The sequence below is a fragment of the Pseudomonas sp. G5001 genome, assembly GCF_013385475.1.
Classification (GTDB): domain Bacteria; phylum Pseudomonadota; class Gammaproteobacteria; order Pseudomonadales; family Pseudomonadaceae; genus Aquipseudomonas.
In genome coordinates this window covers 67,093-91,231 of sequence record NZ_JACAPZ010000005.1, presented here as the reverse complement: position 1 = coordinate 91,231, position 24,139 = coordinate 67,093, and the positions used below count along the sequence as shown (strand labels likewise).

General features: G+C 61.2%; 27 protein-coding genes. 16 read left to right on the top strand and 11 right to left on the bottom strand.

Features of this window, described 5'->3' with window-relative positions; translation table 11 throughout:
- Positions 1 to 44: 44 nt before the first annotated feature.
- Positions 45 to 965, bottom strand: coding sequence for a choline ABC transporter substrate-binding protein (gene choX, locus HX805_RS01800; protein ID WP_177116543.1), 921 nt, complete (start codon positions 963 to 965; stop codon positions 45 to 47).
- A 16-nt stretch (positions 966 to 981) separates the two neighbouring features.
- Entirely contained in the window at positions 982 to 2,496 is a 1,515-nt protein-coding gene (gene betC / locus HX805_RS01795; protein WP_008439571.1) for a choline-sulfatase, read from the bottom strand.
- 103 nt (positions 2,497 to 2,599) lie between these two features.
- On the opposite strand from betC, the gene HX805_RS01790 reads away from it, so the two are divergent.
- The 6 genes from HX805_RS01790 (at position 2,600) to HX805_RS01765 (ending at position 8,280) form a co-directional block, all read left to right on the top strand.
- Positions 2,600 to 3,550 (top strand): LysR family transcriptional regulator, encoded by a 951-nt coding sequence (locus HX805_RS01790; protein ID WP_102367813.1) that lies wholly within the window; start codon positions 2,600 to 2,602, stop codon positions 3,548 to 3,550.
- A 31-nt stretch (positions 3,551 to 3,581) separates the two neighbouring features.
- The gene (locus HX805_RS01785; protein WP_003213639.1) at positions 3,582 to 3,908 is read left to right on the top strand and encodes a DOPA 4,5-dioxygenase family protein; all 327 of its coding nucleotides are present in this window, start codon (positions 3,582 to 3,584) and stop codon (positions 3,906 to 3,908) included.
- 102 nt (positions 3,909 to 4,010) lie between these two features.
- Positions 4,011 to 4,979, top strand: a complete 969-nt coding sequence (locus HX805_RS01780) for a 2-dehydro-3-deoxygalactonokinase (RefSeq protein WP_003213641.1) — start codon at positions 4,011 to 4,013, stop codon at positions 4,977 to 4,979.
- Between the two features lie 13 nt (positions 4,980 to 4,992).
- Positions 4,993 to 5,613, top strand: coding sequence for a 2-dehydro-3-deoxy-6-phosphogalactonate aldolase (locus HX805_RS01775; protein ID WP_003213643.1), 621 nt, complete (start codon positions 4,993 to 4,995; stop codon positions 5,611 to 5,613).
- A gap of 33 nt (positions 5,614 to 5,646) precedes the next feature.
- Entirely contained in the window at positions 5,647 to 6,795 is a 1,149-nt protein-coding gene (gene dgoD / locus HX805_RS01770; protein ID WP_003213645.1) for a galactonate dehydratase, read from the top strand.
- A 180-nt stretch (positions 6,796 to 6,975) separates the two neighbouring features.
- On the top strand, positions 6,976 to 8,280 hold the full coding sequence (locus HX805_RS01765; protein ID WP_003213647.1) for an MFS transporter: 1,305 nt from the start codon (positions 6,976 to 6,978) through the stop codon (positions 8,278 to 8,280).
- A 186-nt stretch (positions 8,281 to 8,466) separates the two neighbouring features.
- On the opposite strand, the gene HX805_RS01760 is transcribed toward HX805_RS01765, so the two are convergent.
- The 3 genes from HX805_RS01760 to trpB all read right to left on the bottom strand — a co-directional run bounded on the left by HX805_RS01760 (position 8,467) and on the right by trpB (position 11,087).
- Positions 8,467 to 8,910: an anti-virulence regulator CigR family protein gene (locus tag HX805_RS01760; RefSeq protein WP_003214903.1), complete on the bottom strand. Its 444-nt coding sequence runs from the start codon at positions 8,908 to 8,910 to the stop codon at positions 8,467 to 8,469.
- 140 nt (positions 8,911 to 9,050) lie between these two features.
- Positions 9,051 to 9,860: a tryptophan synthase subunit alpha gene (trpA, locus tag HX805_RS01755; RefSeq protein WP_177116542.1), complete on the bottom strand. Its 810-nt coding sequence runs from the start codon at positions 9,858 to 9,860 to the stop codon at positions 9,051 to 9,053.
- Entirely contained in the window at positions 9,861 to 11,087 is a 1,227-nt protein-coding gene (gene trpB, locus HX805_RS01750; protein ID WP_003214899.1) for a tryptophan synthase subunit beta, read from the bottom strand.
- A 109-nt stretch (positions 11,088 to 11,196) separates the two neighbouring features.
- Between trpB and HX805_RS01745 the strand changes: the two genes are divergently transcribed.
- On the top strand, positions 11,197 to 12,093 hold the full coding sequence (locus tag HX805_RS01745; protein WP_177116541.1) for a LysR family transcriptional regulator: 897 nt from the start codon (positions 11,197 to 11,199) through the stop codon (positions 12,091 to 12,093).
- Here the strand turns inward: HX805_RS01745 and HX805_RS01740 are convergent.
- A complete protein-coding gene (locus HX805_RS01740; RefSeq protein ID WP_003170746.1) occupies positions 12,090 to 12,416 on the bottom strand; it encodes a YqjD family protein in 327 nt (108 codons plus the stop codon). The genes HX805_RS01745 and HX805_RS01740 overlap by 4 nt on opposite strands.
- A gap of 156 nt (positions 12,417 to 12,572) precedes the next feature.
- On the opposite strand from HX805_RS01740, the gene HX805_RS01735 reads away from it, so the two are divergent.
- Together HX805_RS01735 and HX805_RS01730 are read left to right on the top strand one after the other, a co-directional pair.
- Positions 12,573 to 12,788: a dodecin gene (locus HX805_RS01735; protein WP_008439585.1), complete on the top strand. Its 216-nt coding sequence runs from the start codon at positions 12,573 to 12,575 to the stop codon at positions 12,786 to 12,788.
- A 117-nt stretch (positions 12,789 to 12,905) separates the two neighbouring features.
- A complete protein-coding gene (locus HX805_RS01730) occupies positions 12,906 to 13,133 on the top strand; it encodes a DUF1161 domain-containing protein (RefSeq protein WP_003214893.1) in 228 nt (75 codons plus the stop codon).
- A 118-nt stretch (positions 13,134 to 13,251) separates the two neighbouring features.
- Here the strand turns inward: HX805_RS01730 and HX805_RS01725 are convergent, their stop codons facing one another.
- Complete coding sequence (locus HX805_RS01725) at positions 13,252 to 14,253, bottom strand: LLM class flavin-dependent oxidoreductase (RefSeq protein WP_087694564.1); 1,002 nt, start codon at positions 14,251 to 14,253, stop codon at positions 13,252 to 13,254.
- Between the two features lie 217 nt (positions 14,254 to 14,470).
- On the opposite strand from HX805_RS01725, the gene HX805_RS01720 reads away from it, so the two are divergent.
- Both HX805_RS01720 and HX805_RS01715 read left to right on the top strand, forming a co-directional pair.
- Positions 14,471 to 14,902 carry an OsmC family protein gene (locus HX805_RS01720; RefSeq protein WP_008439587.1) on the top strand — a complete coding sequence of 144 codons (432 nt, stop codon included), beginning with the start codon at positions 14,471 to 14,473 and terminating at the stop codon, positions 14,900 to 14,902.
- Positions 14,903 to 15,015: 113 nt separating this feature from the next.
- Complete coding sequence (locus HX805_RS01715; RefSeq protein WP_003214887.1) at positions 15,016 to 15,255, top strand: DUF1161 domain-containing protein; 240 nt, start codon at positions 15,016 to 15,018, stop codon at positions 15,253 to 15,255.
- Here the strand turns inward: HX805_RS01715 and HX805_RS01710 are convergent, their stop codons facing one another.
- Positions 15,256 to 15,678, bottom strand: coding sequence for a hypothetical protein (locus HX805_RS01710; protein ID WP_032899915.1), 423 nt, complete (start codon positions 15,676 to 15,678; stop codon positions 15,256 to 15,258).
- Between the two features lie 142 nt (positions 15,679 to 15,820).
- On the opposite strand from HX805_RS01710, the gene HX805_RS01705 reads away from it, so the two are divergent.
- Positions 15,821 to 16,876, top strand: coding sequence for an aminopeptidase (locus HX805_RS01705; RefSeq protein WP_177020349.1), 1,056 nt, complete (start codon positions 15,821 to 15,823; stop codon positions 16,874 to 16,876).
- A 96-nt stretch (positions 16,877 to 16,972) separates the two neighbouring features.
- Here the strand turns inward: HX805_RS01705 and HX805_RS01700 are convergent, their stop codons facing one another.
- Entirely contained in the window at positions 16,973 to 17,626 is a 654-nt protein-coding gene (locus HX805_RS01700; RefSeq protein WP_177009008.1) for an HAD family hydrolase, read from the bottom strand.
- 11 nt (positions 17,627 to 17,637) lie between these two features.
- Complete coding sequence (locus tag HX805_RS01695; protein WP_177116540.1) at positions 17,638 to 18,180, bottom strand: gamma carbonic anhydrase family protein; 543 nt, start codon at positions 18,178 to 18,180, stop codon at positions 17,638 to 17,640.
- Positions 18,181 to 18,282: 102 nt separating this feature from the next.
- Between HX805_RS01695 and prlC the strand changes: the two genes are divergently transcribed.
- Together prlC and HX805_RS01685 are read left to right on the top strand one after the other, a co-directional pair.
- Positions 18,283 to 20,334 (top strand): oligopeptidase A, encoded by a 2,052-nt coding sequence (gene prlC, locus HX805_RS01690; RefSeq protein ID WP_371317066.1) that lies wholly within the window; start codon positions 18,283 to 18,285, stop codon positions 20,332 to 20,334.
- Positions 20,331 to 20,603, top strand: coding sequence for a YheV family putative zinc ribbon protein (locus HX805_RS01685; protein ID WP_003214872.1), 273 nt, complete (start codon positions 20,331 to 20,333; stop codon positions 20,601 to 20,603). Before prlC ends, HX805_RS01685 begins: the two co-directional genes overlap by 4 nt.
- A gap of 27 nt (positions 20,604 to 20,630) precedes the next feature.
- On the opposite strand, the gene HX805_RS01680 is transcribed toward HX805_RS01685, so the two are convergent.
- On the bottom strand, positions 20,631 to 21,317 hold the full coding sequence (locus HX805_RS01680) for a tyrosine-protein phosphatase (RefSeq protein ID WP_102604429.1): 687 nt from the start codon (positions 21,315 to 21,317) through the stop codon (positions 20,631 to 20,633).
- 284 nt (positions 21,318 to 21,601) lie between these two features.
- Between HX805_RS01680 and HX805_RS01675 the strand changes: the two genes are divergently transcribed.
- On the top strand, positions 21,602 to 22,342 hold the full coding sequence (locus HX805_RS01675; RefSeq protein WP_177028118.1) for a gluconate 2-dehydrogenase subunit 3 family protein: 741 nt from the start codon (positions 21,602 to 21,604) through the stop codon (positions 22,340 to 22,342).
- A gap of 2 nt (positions 22,343 to 22,344) precedes the next feature.
- Entirely contained in the window at positions 22,345 to 24,129 is a 1,785-nt protein-coding gene (locus HX805_RS01670) for a GMC family oxidoreductase (RefSeq protein ID WP_003214867.1), read from the top strand.
- The last annotated feature ends 10 nt before the right edge of the window (positions 24,130 to 24,139 follow it).

Genomic DNA, 24,139 nt, shown 5'->3' with positions numbered 1-24,139 from the left:
TCATGATGATCGTTCCCACGCAGAGCGTGGGAACGATCAGTGCATCAGAGTTTGGCTTTTACAGCGGCCAGCGCATCTTGACCGTCCACGGTTTTAACCCCGTCCAGCCACTTGTCCAGCACCGCCGGGTTCGCCTTGATCCACGCCTTCGCCGCGTCCGCATTACTGACCTTCTTGTTCACCACCTCAGCCATGATGGCGTTCTCCATCTCCTGGGTGAAACTCAGGTTGGTCAGCAATTTCCCCACATTCGGGCACGCCTGTGCATAGCCCTTGCGGGTCAACGTATACACGCTGCCGGTGTCACCAAAGTACTTCTCCCCACCCTTGAGGTAATGCATCTTCAACTGCACGTTCATCGGGTGCGGCGTCCAGCCGAGGAAGGTCACGAACTTCTGCTTCTTCACCGCCCGGGACACTTCGGCCAGCATCGCCTGTTCACTGGACTCGATCAGCTTCCACCGGCCCAGGTCAAAGTCGTTCTTCTTGATTATTTCCTGCAACGAGAGATTCGCTGGCGCACCCGAACCGATGCCGTAGATCTTCTTGTCGAACTTGTCGGCAAACTTGTTCAGGTCGGCAAAGTCATGCACCCCGGCGTCCCAGACATAGTCCGGCACGGCCAGGGTGAATTCGGTACCGTCGAGGTTCTTCGCCAGTTGCACCACATCGCCATTGGCCACGAACTTGTCGTAGAAGCCTTGCTGCGCCGGCATCCAGTTACCCAGGAAAACATCCACCTGGCCGTCCTTGAGCCCGCCAAAGGTGATCGGCACCGCAAGGGTGTCGACCTTGGCCTTGTAGCCCATGCCGTTCAACAGGAAACCGGTAATGGCATTGGTGGCGGCGATATCGCTCCAGCCCGGATCGGCCATCTTCACGGTGTCGCAGCTAGTATCCGCGTAAACGCCGGCACTGCTCAATGCCAGCAGCGCAACGCTCAACACGGTGGATAACTTTTGCATGGCCTTCCCCTCAGTTTTATTGGTTTTGGCAGGGTTGTGGAAAACGTGCCTTGCGCTCCAGATCGTCGAGGTCGATGTGGTTGCGCATGTATTGCTGACTGGCGTCTACCAGTGGCTGGTGGTCCCAGCTCTTCAGCTTGCCCTGGGTCAGCGCCTCGAACACCAGGCGGCGACGGCGTTGGCTGGCGAGCACCTGCTGGTGGATCGCCGGGATGTCCCATTTGGCCCGCGCTTCATGCAAAAACGCCTCGAACAGTGGCCGGTGTTCCGGTGACTGGCTGAGGTCCTCCCGCTCGTGCGGGTCGTTGTGCACATCGAACAATAGGCAAGGATCGTCCTCGCTGTAGATGAACTTGTAGGCGCCACGGCGAATCATCATCAGCGGGCTGATGGTGCCCTCGGCCATGTACTCACCGAACACTTCGTCGTGCCCGCCCTGCCCTTGCAGGTGAGACACCAGCGAGCGGCCGTCCAGCGCCAGCCTCGGGTCCAGCTCGCCGCCGGCCAGTTCCACCAGGGTAGGCAGCAGGTCGGCGGTGGACACGGCGGCGGTCACCCGGCCGGCCGCAAACTGCCCCGGCGCGCTGATCAGCAGCGGCACCCGGGCGGCCATTTCAAACCAGTGCATTTTGTACCAGAGCCCGCGTTCGCCGAGCATGTCGCCGTGGTCGCCGGAGAAGATGATGATGGTGTCGTCGGCCAGGCCCGTGTCTTCCAGGGTTTGCAGCAGCTTGCCGACGTTGCTGTCGATGTAGCTGCACGCGCCGAAGTAAGCGCGGCGTGCATCGCGGATCTTGTTCAGCGGCAGCGGCTTGTCCCACAGGTCATAGACCTTGAGCAGGCGCTGGGAGTGAGGGTCGAGGTCAGCCTGTGGCGGTGTTGCAGGCAGCGGGATGTCGTTGTCGTCGTACAGGTCCCAGAACGGTTTGGGAATGGTGTAAGGGTCGTGTGGGTGAGTCATCGACACGGTCAGGCAGAACGGCTGGTCGCCATCCTCGCGGATATGGTCGAACAGGTACTGCTGGGCCTTGAACACCACCTCTTCGTCGAAATCCAGCTGGTTGGTGCGCACGCACGGCCCGGCCTGCAGCACCGACGCCATGTTGTGGTACCAGGAGGGGCGCACGTCCGGCTCATCCCAGTTCACGGCCCAGCCATAGTCGGCCGGGTAGATGTCACTGGTCAGGCGTTCTTCATAGCCGTGGAGCTGGTCGGGGCCGCAAAAATGCATCTTGCCCGACAGCGCGGTGCGGTAGCCGAGGCGGCGCAGGTAGTGGGCATAGGTCGGCACGTCGGCGGGGAAATCGGCCGCGTTGTCGTAGGCGCCGATCTTGCTCGGCAACTGCCCACTCACCAGGGTAAAGCGCGATGGCGCACACAGCGGACTGTTGCAGTAAGCGGCGTCGAACACCACGCCCTCAGCGGCGAGGCGACTCAAGTTTGGCAGTTTGATAGGCGAAGGACCGTAGAACGGAAGCATCGGCGCGGCCATTTGATCGGCCATGATAAAAAGAATGTTCTTGCGCTTCATGGTTTCGCGGCATTCCATAGTCGATGTTTATGCGAATGAGCATGCAGGCCATGGAAATCGTGGTAAAGCCCATGAGAAGCAATGTCTAGGATAAGCCCAGCTTATGTATCAATCCCTCGGTCACCTGTCACTCGACCTGCTGCGTGCCTTTGAATCCGCAGCGCGCCAACGCAGCTTTACGGCAGCGGCGATGGAGTTGGGCACCACCCAGCCGGCCATCAGCCAGCAGATCAAGCGCCTGGAAGAACAGCTGAAGGTGCGCCTGTTTGATCGCATCTACCGTGGCATCGAGCTGACCGACGCGGGCGCCTTGTTATTCGAGCAGGTACAGGCCGGTTTGCAGAGCATCAACCAGGGCCTGAGCGCGATTGCCGAGCAGGACCAGCATGAAGTCCTGCAGGTGGCGACCGACTTTGCCTTCGCCGCGTATTGGCTGATGCCACGCCTGCATCGTTTCCATGAAGCCAACCCGCAGGTGGACGTGAGCCTGGTCACCAGCGAGCGTAACCACGCCACGTTGCGCAGCGATATCGACGTAGCGGTGCTGTTCGGTGACGGCCGCTTCAAACAGGGCGACAGCCTGTGGCTGTTCAACGAGGAAGTGTTCCCGGTGTGCAGCCCGCAGCTACTCCAGGACCGAGTCGCGCCACTGTCGGTGCAGAGCCTGCTGGAGTTCCCCTTGCTGCACCTGCGCCAGCAAAACAACAACCAGTGGTTCGACTGGAGCGGGGTGTTTCGCGAACTGGGCATCACCACCGCGCCCACCCCGGGCCAACTGCGTTTCGACAATTACACGCTGTTGATCCAGGCCGCGATCGCGGGCCAGGGCGTGGCCATCGGCTGGCGTCACCTTGTGGATAACCTGCTGGAGCAAAAATGGCTGTGCCGGCCGATTGGCGACACGGTGATCTCGCGCTTCGGCTATTACGTGGTGCTGCCCCAGCGCAAACGCCGCAGCCAGTTGATCGAGCGTTTCGTCGACTGGCTGATGACCGAACAGGCCAGCAGCGCACAATCGCTGACCGGTCTGGCCCTGCCGTCCATTGCGGTCTAGGATTTGCCGATCAATGAGCCCGGAGCCTGTCATGCAACGTATCAAGGGCTACCACGCCCATATCTATTTCGATGCCAACACCATCGACCAGGCGCGCAAACTCTGCGAAGACGCCGCGCAATTGTTTCCGCTGCGCATGGGCCGCGTGCATGAACGCCCGGTGGGCCCGCACCCGGACTGGAGCTGCCAGCTGGCATTCGAACCTGAATACATCGGCGTCGTGCTGCCTTGGCTGGCCCTCAACCGCAACGGCCTGGTGGTGTTCCTGCACCCGACCACCGGTGATGACCTCAAGGACCACACCGAACACGCGATCTGGATGGGGGCGATGCGCACGCTGGATCTGTCAATATTTTAAGCCTTTAATTTCCCTATATATGGGACTGATATTTATATATTGAGACTTTGCCGGTCTTGGGTTTATATTCGCCTCATCCGCTCAGAACACTCAGGTGAAGCGATGCAGGCGCAATTGATCGCGCTCGATTGGGGAACCAGTTCCCTTCGTGCTTACAAGCTCGGCCCGGCAGGCGTCGTGATCGAACGGCGCACCTTGGCGTCGGGGATCATGCACCTGCCGACCGAAGCCCGGGAAATAGCCGGTGTTCGCTGCAGCAACGGGTTCGAGCTGGCATTCGACGCAGCCTGCGGTGACTGGCTCGACACCCAGCCGGACCTTCCCGTTATCGCTTGCGGCATGGTCGGCAGCGCCCAGGGCTGGAGCGAAGCGGCTTACCGCGACACGCCGGCCGACGTCTCTACCCTCGGCCAGGCGCTGCATGTGGTGCGCAGCCTGCGGGGCGCAGCGGTGCACATCGTGCCCGGTGTGATTCAACGCGGCGCGTTGCCCAATGTGATGCGCGGTGAAGAAACCCAGGTGCTCGGCGTGCTGCAAAGCCTGTCTGCCCATACCGGGCGCGACGTATTGATCGGCCTGCCGGGCAGCCATTCCAAGTGGGTGGAGGTGGTGGAAGGCTGCATCACTCACTTCGATACTTTCATGACCGGCGAGTTGTTCGCCGTGCTCAGTCAACACAGCATTCTGGGGCGCACCCAGCGCCCTTCCGAACAGTTCCAGGTGGCCGCTTTTGATCGCGGTGTTCAGGTTGCGCTGTCGGCAGACGGCCAAACGGGGCTGTTGTCGAACTTGTTCAGCGCACGCTCCCTGGGGTTGACCGGCGAGCTGGCGCCTGACGAGCAACCGGACTATCTGTCCGGGCTGTTGATCGGCCACGAACTGACCGGCCTGCGCACTCGCAAGCCCAGCCAGCAGCGCGACATCGTCCTGGTCGGCACACCCCAACTCTGCACCCGCTACCAGCGTGCACTCCAACTCTGTGGCTTCCCCCACGTGACCCTGGCGCAGGAGGCTACCGAGCGTGGCCTTTGGCAACTGGCCATGGCGGCGGGGCTGCTGCCTGCAACCTGACGAGAGGCCCGACATGCTCAAGCAAGCACTGACACACAACGGTTTGATCGCGATCCTGCGCGGCCTGCGACCGGAGGAGGCGCTGGCGATCGGCGAGGTGTTGTACACGGCGGGCTTCAGGGTGATCGAAGTGCCGCTGAACTCGCCGGATCCTTATTCCAGCATCCGCATCCTGCGGGACAGCCTGCCCGCCGATTGCCTGATCGGCGCCGGCACCGTGCTGACCCCGGAACAGGTCGATCAAGTCAAAGCCGCCGGCGGCCAGGTGATCGTCATGCCCCATAGCGATGCCAAGGTGCTGCGAGCCGCCAAGGCCGCGGGCCTGTATCTGTCGCCGGGTGTGGCCACGCCCACCGAAGCGTTTGCCGCGCTGGCCGAAGGCGCCGACGTGCTGAAGCTGTTCCCGGCCGAGCAAATGGGCCCGGCGGTGGTCAAGGCCTGGCTCGCGGTACTGCCCGCCGGCACCGTGCTGCTGCCGGTGGGCGGCATCACCCCGGACAACATGCAGGTATTTTTCGACGCGGGCGTCAAGGGCTTCGGCCTGGGCTCCGGGTTATTCAAGCCGGGCATGAGCGTCGCCCAAGTGGCGAGCAACGCCCAGGCCTACGTCGCGGCCTGGCATGCCTTGGGCTGATCAGCGTTCTCCATCTACAAGAGAGATAAGAAGATGAAAATCACCAAACTGACCACCTTCATCGTCCCGCCGCGCTGGTGCTTCCTCAAGGTTGAAACCGACCAAGGCGTGACCGGTTGGGGCGAGCCCGTTGTCGAGGGCCGCGCCCATACCGTGGCTGCCGCGGTCGAAGAATTGTCCGACTACTTGATCGGCAAGGACCCACGCAATATCGAAGACATCTGGACCGTGCTCTATCGCGGCGGTTTCTACCGTGGCGGCGCGATCCATATGAGCGCTCTCGCCGGTATCGACCAGGCGCTGTGGGACATCAAGGGCAAGGCCCTCGGCGTGTCGGTCAGCGACCTGCTGGGTGGCCAGGTGCGCGACAAGATCCGCGTGTATTCGTGGATCGGTGGCGACCGCCCGGCCGACACTGCCCGCGCCGCCAAGGAAGCCGTGGCCCGTGGTTTTACCGCGGTGAAAATGAACGGCACCGAAGAGCTGCAATTTCTCGACAGCTTCGAAAAAGTCGACCAGGCCCTGGCCAACGTCGCCGCCGTGCGGGATGCGGTCGGTCCGAACGTCGGCATCGGCGTCGACTTCCATGGCCGGGTGCACAAACCCATGGCCAAGGTGCTGATGAAGGAACTCGACCCCTACAAACTGATGTTTATCGAAGAGCCGGTGCTCAGCGAAAACTACGAAGCGCTCAAAGAGCTGGCGCCGCTCACCAGCACCCCGATTGCCCTCGGCGAGCGCCTGTTCTCGCGCTGGGACTTCAAGCGCGTGCTCAGCGAAGGCTACGTCGACATCATCCAGCCGGATGCTTCCCACGCCGGCGGTATCACCGAAACCCGCAAGATTGCCAACATGGCCGAAGCCTACGACGTGGCCCTTGCCCTGCACTGCCCGCTCGGCCCGATTGCCCTGGCAGCGTGCCTGCAGCTGGATGCGGTTTGCTACAACGCGTTCATCCAGGAACAGAGCCTGGGCATTCACTACAACGAGAGCAATGACCTGCTGGATTACGTGCGCGATCCGGGTGTTTTCGACTACGACCAGGGCTTTGTGAAAATCCCCAACGGGCCAGGCCTGGGCATCGAGATCAACGAGGAATACGTGATCGAACGCGCGGCCATCGGGCATCGCTGGCGCAATCCGATCTGGCGGCATGCCGACGGCAGCTTTGCGGAGTGGTAAACACCGCGAATTTGAGATGAAAACACGATCAATGTGGGAGCGGGCTTGCTCGCGAAGGCGGAGTGTCAGTCAACACCTCCGCTGCTGGTAGACCGCTTTCGCGAGCAAGCCCGCTCCCACATTTGATTCGGTTTCTTCAGTAAGACCTGTCCTCAATAACCATAAGAAGAGGCAACCCCCATGCAATCCGAGTCCTTCACCGGGCAGGCTTCTTTAGTCACGCCCAGCCGAAAGCGTTTCTTCATCATGGTGCTGCTGTTCATCACCGTGGTGATCAACTACCTGGACCGCAGCAACCTGTCGATTGCCGCTCCGGCCCTGACCAGCGAGCTGGGGATCGACCCGGTGCATGTCGGGTTGATCTTCTCCGCGTTCGGCTGGACCTACGCGGCCATGCAGATTCCCGGCGGCTGGCTGGTGGACCGGGTGCCGCCGCGCATTCTCTACAGCGTCGCCCTGCTGCTGTGGTCGGTGGCCACGGTGATGCTCGGTTTCGCCGCCAGCTTCATCGCGCTGTTCGTATTGCGCATGGCGGTGGGCGCCCTGGAGGCCCCGGCCTACCCGATCAACAGCCGCGTGGTCACCACTTGGTTCCCCGAGCGTGAACGGGCCACGGCGATCGGCGTTTATACCTCCGGGCAATTTGTCGGGCTGGCGTTTCTCACGCCGGTGTTGGCCTGGCTGCAACACACCTTTGGCTGGCACATGGTGTTTGTCGCCACCGGCGGCGTGGGCATTGTGTGGGCGTTGATCTGGTACGCGGTGTACCGCGAGCCACGGGATTTCAAAGGCGCGAATGCGGCGGAAATCGAGCTGATCCGCGAAGGCGGCGGGTTGGTGGACATCCAGGCGCAGGCGGCCAAGGCGCCGTTCAGCTGGGTCGACCTCGGCATCGTGTTGAGCAAGCGCAAGCTGTGGGGGATCTACCTGGGGCAGTTCTGCCTGAATTCCACGTTGTGGTTTTTCCTGACGTGGTTTCCGACCTACCTGGTGAAATATCGCGGCATGGACTTCATCAAGTCCGGCCTGCTGGCGTCGCTGCCGTTTCTGGCGGCGTTTGTCGGGGTGCTGTGTTCGGGGCTGTTTTCCGATTGGCTGATTCGCCGGGGAGCGTCCGTGGGGTTTGCGCGCAAGTTGCCGATCATTGGCGGGCTGTTGATTTCCACGGCGATCATCGGCGCCAACTTTGTTGATTCCACGGCGTGGGTGATTGCGTTTCTGGCGGTGGCGTTTTTCGGCAATGGCCTGGCGTCGATCACCTGGTCGCTGGTGTCGACCCTGGCGCCGGCAAGGCTGCTGGGGCTGACCGGAGGGGTGTTCAACTTCATCGGCAATCTGTCGGCGATTACCACGCCGATCGTGATTGGCTTTCTGGCGACCGGGGATTCGTTTGCGCCGGCGATTACGTACATCGCGGTGCTGGCGTTGTTGGGTGCGTTGTCCTACATCTTGTTGGTCGGCAAGGTCGAGCGTATCGAGATTTAGGCGACTGCTGCGGCGAGGGGGCTTGCTGTGGCGAGGGAGCTGGTGTGGCGAGGGAGCTTGCTCCCGCCGGAGTGCGCAGCGCTCCCAGGATTTTGGGGCCGCTGCGCAGCCCAGCGGGAGCAAGCTCCCTCGCCACACCAGCTCCCTCGCCACAGCAAGCTCCCTCACCACAAAAGCAGTGCGGCTCTAGTACAGCGCGCCATCCAGAATCTGATAGACGATGCTGGTGCCAACGGCGATCAATACGATGTCCCCACCCGAACGGCGCCATTCATAACCAGGGTATTGCGGCAGATGGCCCAGCGCCCGTGGGTCCAGACGCTCACCATAGTAGTTTGGCGGCAGGCGCTGGCCGCGCACCAGGTGGATGCCGGGAGGCGGCGGCGCGCCACGGCGGAAGTCGCCATGGTTGTCGCGGATGACCTGTCTCACAGGACCAAAGTCCTGAGGCGGCCCGCCACGGTGGTTGTCCTGCGGCCCGCGATGGTCATCGCCACGTTGATCGTGCTGGCCCTGTGGGCCACCACGGTCAGGTCCGCCACCCTGATCATAGGGCGCAGCTTGGACCAGGGCGCTGGCGCCAAGCACCAGCACACCTACACCTGCAATCAAACGTTTGGGGATTTTCATGGGGCTGTTTCCTCAGTACTGCACGAACAAAAAAGGGATTTCGAACCGGGTTCGAAATCCCTTGGTCTTGTTAGCTTAGGTGCTGATTTGCCAGCATGATTCCTCTGTATCAGGAACTTTACCTACCGCTTACGAGCCGCTTACTTACGGGCGTTGCGTACACCTTCCGACAGCGCCGAGCACAGGGTCAATACACTGTCGATGGCCTGTTGATCATTGCTGGCGTTGGCGATGTGGTCGATCAGTGCCGACCCCACCACCACACCGTCTGCCAGGCGGGCGATTGCAGCGGCCTGCTCCGGGGTGCGGATGCCGAAACCGATGCTGATAGGCAGGTCGGTATGCCGACGCAGACGGGTCACGGCCTCTTCGACGTGTTCCAGGGTCGCGGCGCCGGCGCCGGTCACACCGGCCACCGAGACGTAGTACACAAACCCTGAGCTGCCGTTGAGCACGGTCGGCAGGCGCACGTCGTCGGTGGTCGGCGTGGTCAGGCGGATAAAGTCGATACCGGCAGCCTGGGCCGGGTCGCACAGCTCGCCGTTATGTTCCGGCGGCATGTCGACCACGATCAGGCCGTCGACGCCGGCTTCTTTCGCATCGCTGATAAAGCGTGGCACGCCGTACATGTGGATCGGGTTGAAGTAGCCCATCAGCACCAGCGGCGTGTCGCTGTTGCCCTCGCGGAACTCGCGAACCATTTGCAGGGTTTTCGTGAGGTTCTGCTTGGCGGTCAGCGCGCGGATGTTGGCCAGTTGAATGGCCGGGCCGTCAGCCATCGGGTCGGTGAACGGCATGCCCAGTTCGATCACATCGGCGCCGGCCGCCGGCAACCCTTTGAGGATCGCCAGCGAGGTGTCATACCCCGGGTCGCCAGCGGTGACGAAGGTCACCAGGGCGGCGCGGTTTTGTTCTTTCAGTTGCGCAAAACGTGTTTGCAGGCGGCTCATTTAGTGTTTCTCCTGCTTGGACTGTTCCATGTGGTGCATCACGGTTTGCATGTCTTTGTCGCCACGGCCGGACAGGTTGACCACCATCAGGTGATCTTTCGGCAGGGTCGGTGCGCGTTTGAACACTTCGGCCAGGGCGTGGGCGCTTTCCAGTGCAGGAATAATCCCTTCCAGGCGGCAGCATTTATGAAAGGCGTCGAGGGCTTCGTCGTCGGTCACCGAGGTGTACTGGACGCGGCCGATGTCGTGCAACCAGGCGTGTTCAGGGCCGATGCCCGGGTAGTCGAGGCCCGCGGAGATCGAGTGGGCGTCGATGATCTGGCCATCGTCGTCCTGCAACAGGAAAGTACGGTTGCCGTGGAGCACACCCGGTACGCCGCCATTGAGGCTGGCCGCGTGTTTGCCGGTCTCGATGCCGTAGCCGGCCGCTTCAACGCCGATGATCTCGACGCTGGTGTCATCCAGGAACGGGTGGAACAGGCCCATGGCGTTGGAGCCGCCGCCGATGCACGCCACCAGGCTGTCGGGCAGACGGCCTTCCTGGGCCTGCAGCTGGGTACGGGTTTCCTTGCCGATCACGGCCTGGAAGTCGCGAACCATGGCTGGGTACGGGTGCGGACCGGCCACGGTGCCGATCAGGTAGAAGGTGCTGTCGACGTTGGTGACCCAGTCACGCAGGGCTTCGTTCATCGCGTCTTTCAGGGTGCCGGTACCGGCGACTACCGGGATCACTTCAGCGCCCAGCAGCTTCATGCGAAATACGTTGGCCTGTTGGCGCTCGATGTCGGTGGTGCCCATGTAGATCACGCATTGCAGGCCAAAACGCGCGGCGACGGTGGCGGTGGCCACACCGTGCATGCCGGCGCCGGTCTCGGCGATGATGCGTTTTTTACCCATGCGCCGCGCCAGCAGGATCTGGCCGATGCAGTTGTTGATCTTGTGGGCGCCGGTGTGGTTCAGCTCTTCGCGTTTGAGGTAGATCTTGGCGCCACCGCAGAACTCGGTCAGGCGCTCGGCGAAGTACAGCGGGCTTGGGCGTCCGACGTAGTCGCGCTGGAAGTAGGCCAGTTCTTCGTTGAAGGCCGGATCGATCTTGGCCGCTTCGTATTCGCGGGCCAGGTCAAGGATCAACGGCATCAGGGTTTCCGCCACGTAGCGGCCGCCGAACGAACCAAACAGGCCATTGGCATCCGGGCCGTTGCGTAAATCGGTCTGGGTCTGAGTCATGGGACGCTCCAGGTAGAAAATGTGTAAGAGGCAATGACGGTCACTCTACCCCTGACGCTTCCACGTGAAAACCGATAAGATCGCCACAACCTGTCAGGAAAACTCACAGATGAGCCGAGACCTCCCACCGCTGAATGCCTTGCGCGCTTTTGAGGCGACTGCGCGCCTGAACAGCGTTAGCCAGGCCGCTGAGCAACTGCATGTGACCCATGGTGCGGTCAGCCGGCAGCTCAAGGTGTTGGAAGAACACCTCGGCGTCAGCCTGTTCGCCAAGGATGGGCGCGGCCTCAAACTCACAGATGCCGGCATTCGTCTGCGGGATGCGAGTTTCGAGGCGTTCGAGCGACTGAGGGACACCTGCGCCGAGCTCACGCAAAGCAGTGCCGATGCGCCGTTTGTGCTCGGCTGCTCCGGCAGCCTGCTGGCGCGCTGGTTTATTCCGCGTCTGGGGCGCCTGAACGCCGAGTTGCCGGATTTGCGCCTGCATCTGTCGGCGGGTGAAGGCGATCTTGACCCGCGTCGCCCCGGCCTGGACGCGCTGCTGGTGTTCGCCGAACCCCCATGGCCGGCGGATATGCAGGTGTACGAATTGGCCAGCGAACGCATCGGCCCGGTCATGAGCCCGCGTTTTGCCCATTACGAGCGATTGCGCCAGGCGCCTCCCGAGGCGCTGCTGAATGAGGCCCTGTTGCACACTACCTCACGCCCGCAAGCCTGGCCCAGCTGGGCGCAGCACCATGGGATCGACGCTGGCGCGTTGAAGTACGGTCAGGGGTTTGAGCATTTGTATTATTTGCTGGAGGCGGCGGTGGCCGGGCTGGGGGTAGCAATTGCGCCTGAGCCGCTGGTGGCAGAGGACCTGCGAGCGGGTCGCCTGGTTGCGCCGTGGAGTTTCAGTGAAACCCCGGCGCAACTGGCGTTGTGGCTACCCAAGCGCGCCGCAGATGGGCGCGCCGGGCAACTGGCGCAGTGGCTCAAGGCTGAGCTTGCGCGCCAGGACGTTTAGTCGCCGCGTTTGCACAGCAAGTAAGCCGCCAGCAAACCCAGCGCGCCGACGGCAACACCGGCGGTAGTCCATGGATGCTCTTGCGCGTAGTCCCGTGTTGCAACACCGGTTTCGCGGATTTTGACTTTGCTTTCTTCGTAGGCATCGCTGATCAGGTGGCGGGAATGCTTGAGAGCGTTCTCGGCATTGCTTTTCAGGGCCTTCAGGGTTTTGCGCGACTCGTCAGACGCATCGTCCTTGAGGCTTTCCAAAGATTTGAGCAGGCTCGAAATCTCGGCTTCCATGCTTTCCAATGACGCTTTGCGTAAAGAGGTGTTGGCCATGTGGGCTCTCCTGGAGTGATTGAGTGGCGTGTGTTGTTTCCGACTGCGGCGGTTTCAGAAAGTGCAGTAAATCTGAACTTTCACATCGCAATAGCCGCCAGAAGCAGTACGAGAATTCACTGCTAGTCTTGATTAACGACCCCAGGAGAAAAACTTATGAGTGATCATCACACCTACAAGAAAGTCGAACTGGTGGGCTCTTCCGCGACCAGCATCGAGGAGGCCATCAACAATGCCCTGGCTGAAGCCAGCAAGAGCATCAAGCACTTGGAGTGGTTTGAAGTGACCGAAACCCGTGGCCACATCAAGGACGGCAAGGCTGCGCATTTCCAGGTCACCCTCAAGGTGGGGTTCCGAATTGCCAGTAGTTGATTGAGCCGGTTGAACTTGCGCGCTGGCCGATTGCCATAAACTCCGCTACAACCTTTAGGCACGTCGACGTGACGAGCGTCGGCGTGCTTCCTTTCGATCAACCCAAGGAAGTGACGGATGAAGAACTTTTTGTTGGCGGTAGGTTTGTTGAGCATTGCGGGCACGGCCCTGGCGGCGGGCAAGCCTTGTGAAGAGCTGAAAAGCGAGATTGCGGCGAAAATCGACGCTAAAGGCGCTTCGGGCTACTCCCTGGAAATCGTGGACAAAGGTGCTGCACCTAGTGACCACACGGTTGTCGGCAGCTGTGAAGCCGGTACCAAGGAAATCGCCTACAAGCGCGGGTGATCCCGTGTTGCAGACGTAAAAAACCGACGCAAGTGCGTCGGTTTTTTTATGCCTGCGATCCCTCGCTCCGCGTGGGAATGAAGCCTGGGATGCTCTGCGTCCCGCCTCACTCCTGGATTCAGCCCTTCATGACCTGCGCCAGCAGCTCGTAGGAATGAATCCGGTCGGCGTGCTCGTACAGGTCACAGGTAAAGATCAGCTCATCCGCGCCGGTCTGCTCCACCAGCACTTCCAGCTTGGCGCGGATCTTCTGCGGGCTGCCCACCATGGCCAGGCCGAGGAAACTGCCCACGGCGTCTTTCTCATGGGGCAGCCACAGGCCGTCCATGGTCTTGACCGGCGGGCGCTGCACCAGGCTTTGCCCACGCATCAGCGCGAGAATTCGCTGGTACACCGAGGTGGCCAGGTAGTCGGCTTGCTCATCGGTGTCGGCGGCCACCAGCGGGATGCCGAGCATCACATAGGGCTTGTCCAGCACGGCCGAAGGCTTGAAGTGGTTGCGATAGACGCGAATCGCTTCATGCATCAGGCGCGGTGCGAAATGTGAGGCAAAGGCGTAAGGCAAACCGCGTTCGCCTGCCAGTTGCGCACTGAACAGGCTTGAACCCAGCAGCCATACCGGGACGTTGGTGCCGGTGCCGGGTACGGCGATCACTCGCTGGTCCGGAGTGCGCGGGCCGAGGTAGGCCATCAGTTCAGCCACGTCTTCCGGGAAATCATCGGCGCTGCCGGAGCGTTCACGGCGCAGCGCGCGGGCGGTCATCTGGTCGGAGCCTGGTGCGCGGCCAAGGCCCAGGTCGATGCGGCCCGGGTACAGGCTTTCCAGGGTGCCGAACTGCTCGGCGATCACCAACGGCGCGTGGTTGGGCAGCATCACGCCACCGGAACCGACACGGATCGTCGAGGTGCCGCCGGCCAGGTAACCCAGCAATACCGAGGTCGCCGAGCTGGCGATGCCGTCCATATTGTGGTGTTCGGCGACCCAGAAACGGTTGTAGCCGAATTTTTCCACGTGCTGGGCCAGGTCCAGGGAATTGCGCAGCGACTGCGCCGGGCTGCCGTTGGCACGCACGGGCACGAGGTCGAGGGTCGAGAACTTTACGTCGGACAGCGATTTCATAAGCCTGCTTCTCCAATGGGGGCGCAGGCTTCTTAGACGAACCAAAACCTGCCGCTTCATGTGCATGTCCTATGCAATGAGGGCATATACCCGAGATTCAATAGCGATGGTGAAATTTCCTACTTAATCGCTAGGTTTCTCCGACAAGATGAACTTTGCCGTGGCGTCTATCCTCAGAACCCTTACTGACGCAACACCACCGTTCGAGGAGACCGCTATGAGTATTGTTAAAAAAGCATCCGCGCATTGGGAAGGCGACCTGAAGACTGGCCTGGGTTCCATTTCCACCGAAACCGGCGTTCTGCGTGAAGCGCCTTACGGCTTCAAGGCCCGTTTCGAAGGTGGCAAGGGCACCAACCCTGAAGAACTGATCGGCGCAGCCCATGCCGGTTGTTTCTCCATGGCGTTTTCCATGATTCTCGGCGATGCCGGGCTCAAGGCCGACAGCATCGACACCCAGGCCGAAGTGACCCTGGACCAAGTGGACGGTGGCTTTGCGATTACTGCCGTGCACCTGACCCTCAAGGCGAAGATCCCGGGCGCCAGCCAGGCGCAGTTCGATGAGCTGAGCAAAAAGGCCAAGGAAGGATGCCCCGTGTCCAAGGTACTGAATGCAACCATTACCCTGGATGGCACGCTGGTTAGTTGATGCAACCCCCTTGCAGGGGTGAGCTTGCTCGCCCTTGCAGGTGCAAATGTGGTCGAATAGCCGATTGCAGACTCAGCGCACACCCGTGCGCGTGCATTCAGGGAGCTTCACACATGAAACGTATTGCCTTGGCGGTTATCTGCTGTGCACTGGCCACGTCGGCGCTGGCGGCGCCAAAAGATTGTGAAGAGCTCAGGAAGGAGATCGAGGTCAAAATCCAGGCGAATGCCGTTCCGTCCTACACCCTCGAAATCGTCACCAAGGAAGAAGCTGACAAGCACGACAGCGCCATGGTTGTCGGCAGCTGTGAGAATGGCACCAAAGCCATCGTCTACCAGAAGAACAACGACTGATCAGATGCAGTTGACGCTACGTTCTTCGGCCAGCAATTGACCCGCTTTGTTGTACAGCCGGATATTCGGGTTGTAGCCCAGTGAGCGCCCTTCCAGGCGATAGCGCTGGCCCGCCTCGAAACGGTCGTATTGCAGGGTCATGAAGCAGGTACGGTCAGTGGTTTGGCCAAACCCGCCGAAACTACCGCCGGTAGGCACCTCGAAATCAAAACGCACCATCAGCTCATGGCTGCCAGGCGGCACCTGGAAGAAGCGTCCGTCGTTCAGGTTTTTCCCGTCCAGGCGTTGCGCCATTACCAGCTTGGCGCCGGGTGTCGGGGTAGCGAAGTCGACCCAGGCCTGGTGTGGATCAACCGGCGGTAGTGGCGTCGACGCACAGGCACTGAGAAAAATCGCGGCGACGGGAAGCAGTAGCTGACGCATGTTAAGCACTCAACTGTAGGAATGGTTTTTTGAACGGCTGCGTTCGGCAGCACGCTCCCTATGAGTATAAACACGCCACGCCATGGAAAAATTCCCCACAGGCGAGATAGTCTGGCGGGATGGTTACCGGCGAGAGGTTTGAATGGTCAGGCGTTTGCTTCCCGGCTTGATGCTGCTGTTGCTCAGTGGCTGTTCCAGCGTCAGTTATTACAGCCAACTGGCAGACGGCCAATGGCAATTGCTGCGTGCCCGGGAGCCAGTCTCCGCGGTCGTCGCCGACCCGTCCCGGCCACAGGTGCTGCGCGAGCACTTGGCGCAATCGCAGAAAGCCCGCACCTTCGCCAGCGAACACCTGCACCTGCCGGATAACCAGAGTTACCGGCTGTATGCCGATATCGGCCGTCCTTACGTGGTCTGGAACGTGTTCGCCACGCCTGAATTTTCCCTGTCCCCGCAAACCCACTGCTTCCCGATTGCCGGTTGCGTGGCCTATCGCGGCTACTACAACCAGGGCGCCGCACGCGGCCAGGCGGCTTTGTTGAAGCAGCAAGGGATGGATGTGTCGATTGGCGGCGTGGAGGCCTATTCCACCCTCGGCTGGTTCAACGACCCGATCATGAGTTCGATGATGAGCTGGGGGGACGAGCGCCTGGCCACGCTGATTTTTCATGAGCTGGCGCACCAGCGGTTTTATGTGAAGGACGACACCGAGTTCAACGAGTCGTACGCCACCTTCGTCGAGCAGGAAGGTACCCGGCAATGGCGCGCAGCCCAAGGCTTGCCGCCTGCCAGCGAGTCAGCGCTGAAACAGCGCGACCAGTTCACCCGGCTGGTGCTCGATACCCGCAAACGCCTGGAGCAGTTGTATGCGCAGCCGCTGACGGCAGATGCCATGCGCCAGGCCAAGGCCGCTGAATTCGAGCGCCTGCGCAGTGACTACCGGCACATGCGCGATAGCCAGTGGGGTGGCGACAAGCGTTATGACGCCTGGGTCAACCTGCCGATGAACAACGCAAGGTTGCTGCCGTTTGGGCTGTATGACCAGTGGGTGCCGGCGTTCGTCGCGTTGTTCCGGCAGGAAGGCGGGGATTGGCCGAAGTTCTTTGTGGCGGTGGAGAAGCTGGGCGGGTTGCCGGTGGATCAGCGCAAGGCGGCCCTGAGGGCGTTGGAGGGATCCGGGCAAGTGGTTGGCCGGTAGGGCCTCATCGCGGGCAAGCCCGGCTCCCACATTTGACTGAGTTGTCTTGGCCGACCGTGATCAAATGTGGGAGCTGGCTTGCCTGCGATAGCGCATTCAAGGCCGTTGCAAAAACGCCTGATGCAGCTCGGCCAACGTTTCGAAATGCCAGGTCGGCGCCTCGGCACTCAGCTCTTCATGGCTGCCAAACCCATAACCTACCGCCGCTGAGTCCAGCCCATTGCTGCGGGCGCCGATCAGGTCGTGCTTGCGGTCGCCAATCATCAAGGTGCTGGCCGGGTCCAGGCTTTCTTGCGCCATCAGGTGGGCGATCAACTCGACCTTGTTGGTGCGCGTGCCGTCCAGCTCGCTGCCGTAGATCACCTTGAAGTGCTTGGCGAAATCAAAATGCCGGGCGATTTCCCGGGCAAATACCCAAGGTTTGGACGTGGCTACATACAGCTGGCGGCCCTGGCCATTCAATTCCTCAAGCAGCGGCATCACGCCGTCGAACACGCGGTTTTCGTACAGGCCGGTGACCTTGAAGCGCTCGCGGTAGAAATTCACCGCCTCCCAGGCCTTGGCTTCGTCGAAGCCATAAAACTGCATGAACGCTTGCAGCAGCGGCGGGCCGATAAAGTGCTCAAGTTTGGTCAGGTCCGGCTCATCGATCCCCAGTTTGGCGAGGGCGTACTGGATCGAGCGGGTGATGCCTTCGCGCGGGTCGGTGAGGGTGCCATCGAGGTCGAACAAAACGGTCTGGTAATGCATGGGTGTCCTTGTCATTGGTCGAAGCCTTCGGCCAGGTGCAGGTCTTTGAGCTTTACGTAGTTCGCGGCGCTGTAGGTGAAAAATGCCCGTTCCTTGTCAGTCAGCGGGCGGATTTGTTTAACCGGGCTGCCAACATACAAAAAACCGCTCTCAAGTTTCTTGCCCGGCGGCACCAGGCTGCCGGCGCCGATGATCGCCTCGTCTTCCACCACGGCGCCGTCCATCACAATGCTGCCCATGCCGATCAGGATCCGACTGCCTACCGTGCAGCCATGCAGCATGACCTTGTGGGCAATGGTCACATCGTCGCCGATCAGCAGCGGGAAACCATCAGGATTGAAGGGGCCTGCGTGGGTAATGTGCAGCACGCAGCCGTCCTGCACGCTGGTGCGCGCACCGATGCGGATGCGGTGCATGTCGCCGCGAATCACCGTCAGCGGCCATACCGAGCTGTCGGTGCCGATTTCGACGTCGCCGATCACCACCGCCGATGCATCGACGAAAGCCCCGGCGGCCAGGGCCGGCGTGTGATTCTGGTAGGTGCGAAGGGTCACGATAGGCTCTCTCTCTTCTGCTGATAGCTGCGGTGGGCGTTGATTGTAATTAAGATGGCCCCATCTTTGTTCTTACATGTTTCTTCAGCCAAGGTGCCAACCGTGAGCGCGAACAACCCTCTTCTGCAGTCCTACGACCTGCCGCCGTTCTCGGCGATCCGTGCCGAGCACGTGCAGCCGGCCATTGAACAGATCCTCGCCGACAACCGCGTCGCCATCGAAGGCATCCTGCAAAGCCAGGGTAAAAATCCGACCTGGGCCGGGCTGGTCCTGGCCATGGACGAACTCAATGACCGCCTGGGTGCCGCCTGGAGCCCGGTCAGCCACCTGAATGCCGTGTGCAACAGCGCCGAACTGCGGGAAGCCTACGAGGCGTGCCTGCCGGCACTGAGCGCCTACTCCACCGAGATGGGCCAGAACCGCGAGTTGTTCCAGGCCTTCGACGCCCTGGCCAACAGCCCGGAAGCCGCCGGCTTCGACGTGGCGCAAAAAACCATCCTGGAACACTCCCTGCGGGACTTCCGTCTGTCGGGTATCGATTTGCCGCCTGAGCAGCAAAAGCGTTATGCCGAAGTGCAGAGCAAGCTCTCCGAACTGGGCAGCAAGTTCTCCAACCAATTGTTCGATGCCACCCAGGCCTGGACCAAGCACGTCACTGACGAAGCAACCCTCGCCGGCCTGACCGATTCCTCCAAGGCGCAAATGGCTGCGGCTGCCCAGGCCAAGGGCCTCGACGGCTGGCTGATCACCCTGGAATTCCCGAGCTACTACGCGGTGATGACCTACGCCCACGACCGCGCCCTGCGTGAAGAAATCTACGCAGCCTACTGCACCCGCGCGTCGGACCAAGGCCCGAATGCCGGTCAGAACGATAACGGCCCGGTCATGGAACAGATCCTCGACCTGCGTCAGGAGCTGGCGCAACTGCTGGGCTTCGCCTCGTTCTCCGAGCTGAGCCTGGCCACCAAAATGGCCGAGTCCAGCGACCAGGTGCTGAGCTTCCTGCGTGACCTGGCCAAGCGCAGCAAGCCGTTTGCCACCCAGGACCTGCAACAGCTCAAGGCCTATGCCGCCGAACAAGGCTGCGCGGACCTGCAAAGCTGGGACAGCGGTTTCTACGGCGAAAAACTGCGTGAGCAGCGTTACAGCGTTTCCCAGGAAGCCCTGCGCGCCTACTTCCCGATCGACAAGGTACTCAGCGGCCTGTTCGCCATCGTGCAACGCCTGTATGGCATCGAGATCGCCGAGCAGAAAGGCTTCGACACCTGGCACCCGGATGTTCGCCTGTTCGAAATCAAGGAAAACGGCCAGCACGTCGGCCGCTTCTTTTTCGACCTGTATGCCCGCGCCAATAAGCGTGGGGGTGCCTGGATGGACGGCGCCCGAGACCGTCGCCGCACGGTTGATGGCGTGCTGCAAAGCCCGGTGGCCAACCTGGTGTGCAACTTCACCCCGGCCGACAGCGGCAAGCCTGCCCTGCTGACCCACAATGAAGTGACCACGCTGTTCCACGAATTCGGCCACGGCCTGCACCACCTGCTGACCCGTGTCGAGCACGCCGGCGTGTCCGGCATCAACGGCGTGGCCTGGGATGCGGTGGAGTTGCCGAGCCAGTTCATGGAGAACTGGTGCTGGGAGCCGGAAGGCCTGGCGCTGATTTCCGGTCACTATGAAACCGGTGAGCCGCTGCCACAGGACTTGCTGGAAAAAATGCTCGCGGCGAAGAACTTCCAGTCCGGCCTGATGATGGTTCGCCAGTTGGAGTTCTCGCTGTTCGACTTCGAGCTGCACGCCACCCACGGCGATGGCCGCAGCGTGCTGCAGGTGCTGGAAGGTGTGCGTGATGAGGTGTCGGTGATGCGTCCGCCCGCCTACAACCGCTTCCCCAACAGCTTCGCGCATATCTTCGCTGGCGGTTACGCCGCGGGTTACTACAGCTACAAGTGGGCGGAAGTGCTGTCGGCCGATGCCTTTTCCAAGTTCGAAGAAGATGGCGTACTCAATGCCGAGACTGGCCGAGCGTTTCGCGAGGCGATCCTGGCCCGTGGCGGTTCCCAGGCACCGATGGTGCTGTTCGTCGATTTCCGCGGACGGGCGCCGTCGATTGACGCACTCTTGCGCCACAGCGGCCTGAGTGAGGACGCGGCAGCATGAGTGAAGCACCTGTGAAAACCAAAAAACGCTTTATCGCCGGGGCAGTCTGCCCGGCGTGCAGCGAGCCGGACAAGTTGATGATGTGGAGCGAGGACGATGTTCCGCACCGCGAATGCGTGGCTTGCGGCTATTCCGACACGTTGAATGAACAAGGTCTGTCAGTGCCCAAGGAATTGGGTACGCGGGTCAATACGTCGGCGTTGAAAGCACCGGACCCCAAGGTGCAGGCGGTGCAGTTCTTCCCTAATCCGAAGCTGAAAAAAGACTGACCGTGAAGCGCTCCCTGGGTTGATGGCTCAGGGAGCGACCACCCAGGCGGTTTTTTCCTCGGCCGGGTCTTTGGCGTTGTCCGCGGTATTCAGCCAGCTTTTCATCGAGCACAGCGCAAAGGCGCTGGTGCTGCATTCGCCGTTGGCCAGTGCAGTGCGTAACTTGTCGACATCCGCCTTCATCATGTAGCGAACGCCGTCCTTGAAGCCGCTACTGGCGCCGAAGCCGCCCAAGGTCATTTCGTTCAGCGCGTCTTCCTTGCTCCATCCCTGAATCACCACCCGATACATCGCCGCCATCAGGCCCGTGCGGTCGGAGCCGTGTTTGCAGTGCATCAGCACCGGGCCGTTGGCTTCGGCATCCTGAATCGCGCGCAACGCTGCGAGCACATCGGCGTCATCGACATGGTTGGTGCGATAGGACAATTGCACCTGGTTGATACCGGGTGATTTCAGCCACTTGGCATCGGACTCGGGCAGAAAGTTGATCACCGTACCGATCTTGAGCTTTTCCAATACAGGAACAGCACCGCTATCCGGCAGCGCGCTGCGATAGAGCGTGGGCGTCATCTGATACAGGTTGTATTGATTCCCCACCGGCTGGGCCCATTCCAACGAACGAATGGGCGTGAGCTCTTCGGCCTGGGACGGTGCGGTGGTGAACAGCGCCATGAACACGAGGCTGACGGCAGGCAGCAATTGATTCTTGAACATGCGCGATGTAACCGAATAGGGAAGGGGCTGATGGGGCCCAGATTCGCCTACAGGGGGTCAATGCCGTGTGAGGTACTCGTCAAAGAATCGTGAATAAGCCGGCTCCGGGCAGATTTTTTCGCGCTGAAACGATTTTCCCCAATCCTTAGCCTGCTATCCTTTGTAACTATTGATTGCTGCTGTGTTCTATCCCGTTGGGTCCTTTGGATCCCATTTACTGCCAAAACTATAAGTCGTTCCTCGAAGCGGCTGATAAATCCGTGACCACATGATGAGGTGCCACCATGTCTGATCAAGATCAAGACAACCCCCGGCGTGAGTTTTTACGCAAATCCTTGACCTTGATCCCCGTGGTCACTGTCGCCAGCACGGGCCTGGGCGGTTCGATGCTGATGGCGGTTCCCGAACCGGCTCAAGCCAGCCCGGAGAAGGCGCCCGTCAGCAGCAAGGCCTATGAGCCGAGCTATTTCACTGGCGAGGAATGGGCCTTTATCAACGCGGCCGTTGCGCGCCTGATCCCGGCGGACGACCAGGGCCCAGGCGCCCTGGAAGCCGGTGCGCCGGAATATATCGACCGTCAGATGAACACGCCGTACGCGGCTGGCGCCCTGTGGTTCATGCAAGGCCCGTTCAATGCCGACGCGCCGCCTGAAATGGGCTGGCAGAGCAAATTGGTGCCCAAGGAGATCTATCGCCTGGGCATTGCTGCCACGGATGCCTGGTCGAAAGCGATGAACGGTAAGCTATTTGCCGAGCAAGACAGCGCTACCCAGGAAAAGTTGTTGCAGCGCCTGGAGGCCGGCGACGCGCAGTTCGACAGCGTCCCGCCGAAGATTTTCTTCAATCTGTTGCTGCAAAACACCAAGGAAGGGTTCTTTTGCGACCCGGTCCACGGTGGCAACAAAGGCATGGTCGGCTGGACCATGATCGGCTTCCCCGGCGCCCGCGCCGATTTCATGGATTGGGTTGAACGCAACGAGCAATACCCCTTCCCGGCTGTTTCGATCCGTGGCGAGAGGGCGTAAACGTGGCGACCATCATGAAGAAAGTGGATGCAGTGATTGTCGGCTTTGGCTGGACCGGCGCGATCATGGCCAAGGAGCTGACGGAAGCTGGCCTCAACGTGGTAGCGCTGGAGCGCGGCCCGATGCAGGACACCTACCCGGACGGCAACTATCCCCAGGTCATCGACGAACTGACCTACAGCGTGCGTAAAAAGCTCTTCCAGGACATCTCCAAGGAAACCGTGACCATTCGCCATAGCGTGAATGACGTGGCGATGCCCAACCGCCAACTGGGCGCTTTCCTGCCTGGCAACGGTGTCGGCGGTGCAGGCCTGCACTGGTCCGGCGTGCACTTTCGGGTGGACCCGATCGAGTTGCGCATGCGCAGCCATTACGAAGAGCGCTACGGGAAAAACTTCATTCCCAAGGACATGACCATCCAGGATTTCGGCGTCAGCTATGAAGAGCTGGAACCATTCTTCGACTATGCCGAAAAAGTCTTCGGCACCTCCGGGCAAGCCTGGACGGTGAAGGGCCAGTTGGTGGGCGAAGGCAAGGGCGGCAACCCTTACGCACCGGATCGCTCCAATCACTTCCCGCTGGAATCGCAGAAGAACACCGTCTCTGCACAGCTGTTCCAGAAGGCCGCCACGGCCGTGGGGTACAAGCCCTACAACCTGCCTTCCGCGAATACATCGGGGCCGTACACCAACCCTTACGGCGCCCAGATGGGCCCGTGCAACTTCTGCGGCTTCTGCAGCGGTTATGTCTGCTACATGTATTCCAAGGCTTCGCCGAACGTGAACATCCTGCCGGCCTTGCGCCAGGAACCCAAGTTCGAACTGCGGCCCAATTCCCACGTGCTGAAGGTCAATCTCGACAGCACCAGGAGCAAGGCGACCGGCGTGACGTATGTCGACGCCCAGGGGCGGGAATGCGAGCAGCCGGCGGACCTGGTGATCCTCGGTTCCTTCCAGTTCAACAACGTACGCCTGATGCTGCTGTCGGGCATCGGCAAACCCTACGACCCGATCTCCGGTGAGGGCGTGGTGGGCCGCAACTTCGCCTACCAGAACATGGCCACCATCAAGGCGTTCTTCGACAAGGACGTGCACACCAACAACTTCATCGGTGCCGGCGGCAATGGCGTGGCGGTCGATGACTTCAACGCCGACAACTTCGACCATGGGCCGCACGGCTTTGTGGGCGGCTCGCCGATGTGGGTCAACCAGGCGGGCAGCCGGCCGATTGCGGGCACCTCCAACCCGCCGGGCACGCCGGCCTGGGGCAGTGCGTGGAAGCGCGCCACGGCTGATTACTACACCCATCAGGTGTCGATGGATGCCCATGGCGCCCACCAATCCTACCGTGGCAACTACCTCGACCTGGACCCGGTTTACCGCGATGCCTACGGCCTGCCGCTGCTGCGCATGACCTTCGACTGGCAGGAAAACGACATCAAGATGAACCGCTTCATGGTCGAAAAAATGAGCAAGATCGCCGAAGCGATGAACCCCAAGGCGATTGCCTTGCTGGGCAAAAAGGTGGGCGAGCACTTCAACACCGCGTCCTACCAGACCACCCACCTCAACGGTGGCGCGATCATGGGCACCGACCCGAAAACCAGTGCCTTGAACCGCTACCTGCAGTGCTGGGACGTACACAACGTGTTTGTCCCGGGCGCTTCCGCGTTCCCACAAGGCTTGGGCTACAACCCTACGGGCCTGGTGGCGGCGCTGACCTACTGGTCGGCGCGGGCAATTCGCGAGCAGTACCTGAAAAACCCCGGCCCACTGGTTCAGGCATAAGGAGCGATGA

What these genes read in the sequence shown, in the direction of transcription:
- choX (WP_177116543.1), bottom strand. Translation starts at nt 965, where the DNA reads ATGCAAAAGTTATCCACCGTGTTGAGCGTTGCGCTGCTGGCATTGAGC.
- betC (WP_008439571.1), bottom strand. Translation starts at nt 2,496, where the DNA reads ATGAAGCGCAAGAACATTCTTTTTATCATGGCCGATCAAATGGCCGCG.
- HX805_RS01790 (WP_102367813.1), top strand. Translation starts at nt 2,600, where the DNA reads ATGTATCAATCCCTCGGTCACCTGTCACTCGACCTGCTGCGTGCCTTT.
- HX805_RS01785 (WP_003213639.1), top strand. Translation starts at nt 3,582, where the DNA reads ATGCAACGTATCAAGGGCTACCACGCCCATATCTATTTCGATGCCAAC.
- HX805_RS01780 (WP_003213641.1), top strand. Translation starts at nt 4,011, where the DNA reads ATGCAGGCGCAATTGATCGCGCTCGATTGGGGAACCAGTTCCCTTCGT.
- HX805_RS01775 (WP_003213643.1), top strand. Translation starts at nt 4,993, where the DNA reads ATGCTCAAGCAAGCACTGACACACAACGGTTTGATCGCGATCCTGCGC.
- dgoD (WP_003213645.1), top strand. Translation starts at nt 5,647, where the DNA reads ATGAAAATCACCAAACTGACCACCTTCATCGTCCCGCCGCGCTGGTGC.
- HX805_RS01765 (WP_003213647.1), top strand. Translation starts at nt 6,976, where the DNA reads ATGCAATCCGAGTCCTTCACCGGGCAGGCTTCTTTAGTCACGCCCAGC.
- HX805_RS01760 (WP_003214903.1), bottom strand. Translation starts at nt 8,910, where the DNA reads ATGAAAATCCCCAAACGTTTGATTGCAGGTGTAGGTGTGCTGGTGCTT.
- trpA (WP_177116542.1), bottom strand. Translation starts at nt 9,860, where the DNA reads ATGAGCCGCCTGCAAACACGTTTTGCGCAACTGAAAGAACAAAACCGC.
- trpB (WP_003214899.1), bottom strand. Translation starts at nt 11,087, where the DNA reads ATGACTCAGACCCAGACCGATTTACGCAACGGCCCGGATGCCAATGGC.
- HX805_RS01745 (WP_177116541.1), top strand. Translation starts at nt 11,197, where the DNA reads ATGAGCCGAGACCTCCCACCGCTGAATGCCTTGCGCGCTTTTGAGGCG.
- HX805_RS01740 (WP_003170746.1), bottom strand. Translation starts at nt 12,416, where the DNA reads ATGGCCAACACCTCTTTACGCAAAGCGTCATTGGAAAGCATGGAAGCC.
- HX805_RS01735 (WP_008439585.1), top strand. Translation starts at nt 12,573, where the DNA reads ATGAGTGATCATCACACCTACAAGAAAGTCGAACTGGTGGGCTCTTCC.
- HX805_RS01730 (WP_003214893.1), top strand. Translation starts at nt 12,906, where the DNA reads ATGAAGAACTTTTTGTTGGCGGTAGGTTTGTTGAGCATTGCGGGCACG.
- HX805_RS01725 (WP_087694564.1), bottom strand. Translation starts at nt 14,253, where the DNA reads ATGAAATCGCTGTCCGACGTAAAGTTCTCGACCCTCGACCTCGTGCCC.
- HX805_RS01720 (WP_008439587.1), top strand. Translation starts at nt 14,471, where the DNA reads ATGAGTATTGTTAAAAAAGCATCCGCGCATTGGGAAGGCGACCTGAAG.
- HX805_RS01715 (WP_003214887.1), top strand. Translation starts at nt 15,016, where the DNA reads ATGAAACGTATTGCCTTGGCGGTTATCTGCTGTGCACTGGCCACGTCG.
- HX805_RS01710 (WP_032899915.1), bottom strand. Translation starts at nt 15,678, where the DNA reads ATGCGTCAGCTACTGCTTCCCGTCGCCGCGATTTTTCTCAGTGCCTGT.
- HX805_RS01705 (WP_177020349.1), top strand. Translation starts at nt 15,821, where the DNA reads ATGGTCAGGCGTTTGCTTCCCGGCTTGATGCTGCTGTTGCTCAGTGGC.
- HX805_RS01700 (WP_177009008.1), bottom strand. Translation starts at nt 17,626, where the DNA reads ATGCATTACCAGACCGTTTTGTTCGACCTCGATGGCACCCTCACCGAC.
- HX805_RS01685 (WP_003214872.1), top strand. Translation starts at nt 20,331, where the DNA reads ATGAGTGAAGCACCTGTGAAAACCAAAAAACGCTTTATCGCCGGGGCA.
- HX805_RS01680 (WP_102604429.1), bottom strand. Translation starts at nt 21,317, where the DNA reads ATGTTCAAGAATCAATTGCTGCCTGCCGTCAGCCTCGTGTTCATGGCG.
- HX805_RS01675 (WP_177028118.1), top strand. Translation starts at nt 21,602, where the DNA reads ATGTCTGATCAAGATCAAGACAACCCCCGGCGTGAGTTTTTACGCAAA.